The sequence below is a fragment of the Gelidibacter sp. genome, from assembly GCF_039916245.1.
Taxonomy (GTDB): Bacteria; Bacteroidota; Bacteroidia; order Flavobacteriales; family Flavobacteriaceae; genus Gelidibacter.
Genome location: NZ_JBDSLS010000074.1, coordinates 1 through 4,606 on the forward strand (window position 1 = coordinate 1; position 4,606 = coordinate 4,606).

Genomic DNA, 4,606 nt, shown 5'->3' on the forward strand with positions numbered 1-4,606 from the left:
GTTGGTGTCCTTGCCGTTTTAAGTGTGAAATTTTGGATGCCTTTACTTCAGAAATCTTCTGAAACTAAATTTACAAGTGAATTTAAAATTTTTAAACGCCCAGAACTCTGGCTTATCATTTTATTGACCACAGTCGGTACTGGCGGATTTTTTGCATGGTACAGCTATATATCGCCTTTAATTACTGATGTTGCTGGACATTCTGAAAACGTAGTCTCTTATGCTATGGTTCTGGCAGGATTAGGAATGGTCATCGGGAATTTTATCGGTGCTAAACTCACTGAGAAATTTGCACCGTTGAATACGGTTATGATCGTTCTTTTTTTAATGATGATTTGTCTGTCGCTCAATACCTTTTTAGCCTCCGATAAGGTGATGGTTTTAGTGATGACTTTCATCATAGGAATGGTAACTTTTGCCATCTCCACACCGATTCAAATGCTTATTATAAAAGCCTCAAAAGGTTCTGAAACTTTAGGCTCCTCACTAAATCAAAGTGCGTTCAACATTGGTAATGCTTCTGGTGCTTATTTTGCCGGATTGCCTATTGCCATGGGCTACGGATACACTTCAGCCGATTGGGTTGGTGCCGCCATGGCAGGAACAGGCGTATTAATCGCATTTGGAATCTTGATCATGAAAAAAAGCAAGACAAGAAAACTTGCAAAACAAGCCTTTTCATAAGAGCTTTCTTTTATCATTAAACCAAAATCCCATTTTTGGAGCGCTAGTGTCATCGTTTAAAACTCTTAAAGCGCCAAATTGGATTTTTTCTTGATCGAAATAATTAGCGAAACTGAAGGAGTGATTTGCATTCACCCATCCGTGATTGGCGTGTACTCTCTCTTTTGCTTTATGGATTAATGGTTTAAATGCTATTCAAGAGATGTCTGCCGTCGCTTGGATTTATCTTATTTTATCTAATAAACCACTGAGCTGGACAGCTTCTTCTTCCGTGAGGTTTTTAGGCAAATCTTGATGCAAATCTTTTGAAATGGCCTCCAAAAGCTCTAGTCCTTTTTCAGTGATTTTTATATATACAACGCGCCTATCATTATCATCCTCACATGGAAAGCGCTCTATCAAATCTTTCGCATAAAACTTATCCATTAATCGCGTGGCATTTGGCGAACGTTCATTCATGCGCTTCTTGAGCGTTTGAACTTTCAAGGCATCATTTGTGCCATTTAATATTCTTAAAATATTGTACTGTTGGCGTGAAATCCTGAAAGGCTTAAAGAACTCGTTCTGAAAACTCGAAATCCAACTCGCCGTATATAAAATATTGATGAAGGCTTTGTCCTTAACATTGGCAAATTTTGACTTGATATCTTTAGAAATAACTCCCATGTCAATTGTGTAATTACCATATTCTTAATTACCTCTATAGGTAGAATATCCGAACGGAGACAGGGTTATTGGAACGTGATAATGATTATCATCCTTAATTTCAAAAACGACTTCAATGAAAGGATAGAAAGAGCTTTGATTTAATTTTTCAAAATAAGATTCTACAAAATACATCAGTTTAAAAATCCCATGCTGACTGGTTCCGTTATTTACTTTTAGAAAATCCGTAATCCTTCCGTTGACATCTGTATATTTTTCATCTAAGGTCACCCGTTTTCCCGTGTCATCTTGTTTGGATAAACTGATCTTAAAATCAGGAGCAGGTTTTCCCTGAGTCAAGTTCAAAATTTGACTGGACAATTGATATTTAGCTTCTTAAGTAAAGCTCACACTCGCAACCGCAAGCAGCAATACGATTAATAAATTTTTTGGTTTATTTTATGGATTTATTTTATTTTTTTACTTTAAATCCAGAGCGCTCGACCGCTTTTATTGCAGTGTTGTGGTCATTTTCACTACCTCCGCCACCGGATACGCCTACGCTTCCGATCAATTGACCATCTTATAAAAAGATACGCCTACAGCCTGATTCAAATTATAGGATTGATCGACCTCCTGAGCTGAAACCATAAGTCATAAGTGAAATCATGACCAAGCATATATTGTACTAAGCCTCAGAAGTATCGGAGTTATTATTTTATTATATCTTGGTAGTCATCGGATTTTTTCTCAAAAACCGATTTCACAAAAGGACATTCCGCCACCGCTTTTAAGTTATTTTGACGTAAATAATCCACGGTAGCAGCAATTAATTTTTTACCGATGCCTTGCCCTTACATTGAATCATTGACTTCGGCATGATCAATAGTAATTTCATGGTCTCCCGAAAGTCTATAGGTCATATCTGCTGCTTGTTTGCCATCCAGTTCAATATAAAATGAACCGTCTTTCCCGCTGTCTTTGTGTTTGATCTCCATATTATAATTGGTTTTGAAATAATTTTACGGCGTCTTTAAGTTCGTCATCAAATTGCATATCCGTAATTTTTCCGTCAGCAAATTTGTCATGGAACAAAGGCAACGAAAATTCAGCTACAATTTTAGCGTCGTGATAAGGGAATCTGCTGTGTGCCATGGCTAAAACGTACGCTGCGCCTTTTCTACCGGTAGACGTTGCCATCAACAGCATGGGTTTGCCCATAAATAATTTAGATTCATGCCGCGACATCCAATCAAACAGATTTTTGAAAGCGGAGGAATAAGCCCCGTTGTTTTCGGCCAACGACAATACAATCCCGTCCGTTTCTTTAATGTACTGATGAAACTTCTTAGCGTTTTCTGGAATACCACTTTTAGCCTCCAAATCTTTGCTGTATATGGGCAAGTCAAAATCATTCAAATCTAAAAGTGTTACTTGGGCATCTTCCACCAAACTTGCTGCATAATTTGCCAATTCTTTATTGATAGAATCTGAACTGTTACTTCCTCCAAAAGCTAAAATTTTCTTCATTTATTATTTCGATTAGTGTTTATTATTTGATCAAATAATTCGCCACAAATTTACTTCAAAAAGCTATCGTCCATGGAATATAATCCATGTAAACAATTTTAACTTTTATTTAAAATTCATCCTAACTGCTGTTTTTGTAAGAGTATTAAAGTTTGTATTTTTACATCAAACAAAAAACAGCAATGGACCTTAACTTCAACAAAAACGAAGATCACAATAAACTTCTACTCTCAGCTTTACGTAAACGTTTTGCCAAAGTAAAATTGGGCGGCGGCCAAGAAAGTATTGATAAACATCACGAAAAAGGTAAAATGACAGCGCGTGAGCGCATCGATTATCTGTTGGATCCTAAAGCCAAATCCATTGAAATCGCTGCTTTTGCTGGCGAAGATATGTATGAAGATCATGGCGGCTGCCCTTCAGGAGGCGTGGTTATCAAGATCGGTTATGTGAAAGGAAAACAATGCATGGTGGTTGCTAATGATGCCACCGTGAAAGCTGGTGCCTGGTTTCCCATTACTGGAAAAAAGAATTTAAGAGCACAGGAAATTGCGATTGAAAACCGCTTGCCGATTATTTATCTCGTCGATTCTGCAGGGGTGTATTTGCCGATGCAAGACGAAATTTTTCCCGATAAAGAACACTTTGGTCGCATTTTCAGGAATAACGCCATCATGAGCAGCATGGGCATTACGCAGATTGCTGCCGTTATGGGCAGCTGTGTTGCAGGTGGGGCTTATTTACCAATTATGAGTGATGAAGCTTTAATTGTAGATAAAACGGGAAGCATCTTTTTGGCTGGAAGTTATTTGGTAAAAGCAGCCATTGGAGAAACCATTGATAATGAAAGCTTAGGTGGTGCCACAACACATTGTGAGATTTCTGGGGTAACGGATTATAAAGCCAAAGACGATAAAGATGCTTTGGACACCATTAGAAACATTATTGATAAAATTGGCGATTTTGACAAAGCCGGATACAATCGTGCAGAAGCACTAAAACCAAAGGAAAATCCTGAAGATATTTACGGCATTATTCCAAAAAGTCGTTCTGATCAATACGATATGTATGAGATCATCAAACGCTTGGTTGATGACTCAGAATTTGACGAATACAAAGCAGGCTACGGACAAACGATCATTACGGCCTATGCACGAATTGACGGTTGGGCCGTCGGAATTGTTGCCAACCAAAGAAAATTAGTAAAAACAGCCAATGGCGAAATGCAATTTGGTGGCGTGATTTATAATGATTCAGCCGATAAAGCTACCCGTTTTATTGCGAATTGCAACCAAAAGAAAATTCCGTTGGTATTTTTACAAGACGTTACAGGATTTATGGTGGGCAGTAAAAGTGAGCACGGCGGGATTATTAAGGACGGAGCGAAAATGGTAAATGCAGTGAGCAACTCGGTCGTTCCGAAATTCACGATTATTATTGGCAATAGTTATGGTGCCGGAAATTACGCCATGTGCGGAAAAGCCTATGACCCACGACTAATCGTTGCATGGCCAAGCGCAGAGTTAGCGGTCATGAGTGGAAATTCGGCCGCAAAAGTATTGCTTCAAATTGAGACGGCTTCCCTTAAAAAGAAAGGGCAAACCATCACTAAAGAACAGGAAGACGAACTTTTCAACACGATCAAAGACCGTTATGATGCGCAAGTATCGCCTTATTATGCTGCAGCCAGAATTTGGACAGACGGCATCATTGATCCGTTAGATACCAGAACTTGGATTAGCATGGG

The 4,606-nt window shown here is 38.6% G+C and carries 7 protein-coding genes and 1 pseudogene; 2 read left to right on the forward strand and 6 right to left on the reverse strand.

The window, feature by feature from the left end:
* Positions 1-684, forward strand: a 684-nt coding sequence (locus tag ABIQ28_RS03600; protein ID WP_348035384.1) for an MFS transporter, incomplete at its 5' end; no start/stop codon positions are given.
* 24 nt (positions 685-708) lie between these two features.
* Here the strand turns inward: ABIQ28_RS03600 and ABIQ28_RS03605 are convergent.
* From ABIQ28_RS03605 to ABIQ28_RS03630, 6 genes and pseudogenes are all read right to left on the reverse strand, one after another.
* Positions 709-879: pseudogene (locus tag ABIQ28_RS03605) on the reverse strand (pirin family protein); the annotation flags it as partial.
* 27 nt (positions 880-906) lie between these two features.
* Entirely contained in the window at positions 907-1,350 is a 444-nt protein-coding gene (locus ABIQ28_RS03610; RefSeq protein ID WP_348035385.1) for a MarR family transcriptional regulator, read from the reverse strand.
* 24 nt (positions 1,351-1,374) lie between these two features.
* Entirely contained in the window at positions 1,375-1,710 is a 336-nt protein-coding gene (gene uraH, locus ABIQ28_RS03615) for a hydroxyisourate hydrolase (RefSeq protein ID WP_348035386.1), read from the reverse strand.
* A gap of 332 nt (positions 1,711-2,042) precedes the next feature.
* A complete protein-coding gene (locus ABIQ28_RS03620; RefSeq protein ID WP_348035390.1) occupies positions 2,043-2,174 on the reverse strand; it encodes an N-acetyltransferase in 132 nt (43 codons plus the stop codon).
* Between the two features lie 9 nt (positions 2,175-2,183).
* A complete protein-coding gene (locus tag ABIQ28_RS03625) occupies positions 2,184-2,327 on the reverse strand; it encodes a hypothetical protein (protein ID WP_348035387.1) in 144 nt (47 codons plus the stop codon).
* A 1-nt stretch (position 2,328) separates the two neighbouring features.
* The gene (locus tag ABIQ28_RS03630) at positions 2,329-2,859 is read right to left on the reverse strand and encodes an NAD(P)H-dependent oxidoreductase (protein WP_348035388.1); all 531 of its coding nucleotides are present in this window, start codon (positions 2,857-2,859) and stop codon (positions 2,329-2,331) included.
* Positions 2,860-3,041: 182 nt separating this feature from the next.
* Between ABIQ28_RS03630 and ABIQ28_RS03635 the strand changes: the two genes are divergently transcribed.
* Positions 3,042-4,606, forward strand: a 1,565-nt coding sequence (locus tag ABIQ28_RS03635; protein WP_348035389.1) for a carboxyl transferase domain-containing protein, incomplete at its 3' end; no start/stop codon positions are given.

Coding starts and splice junctions, on each gene's coding strand:
- ABIQ28_RS03625 (WP_348035387.1), bottom strand. CDS start 2,327: ATGGAGATCAAACACAAAGACAGCGGGAAAGACGGTTCATTTTATATT.
- ABIQ28_RS03610 (WP_348035385.1), bottom strand. CDS start 1,350: ATGGGAGTTATTTCTAAAGATATCAAGTCAAAATTTGCCAATGTTAAG.
- ABIQ28_RS03630 (WP_348035388.1), bottom strand. CDS start 2,859: ATGAAGAAAATTTTAGCTTTTGGAGGAAGTAACAGTTCAGATTCTATC.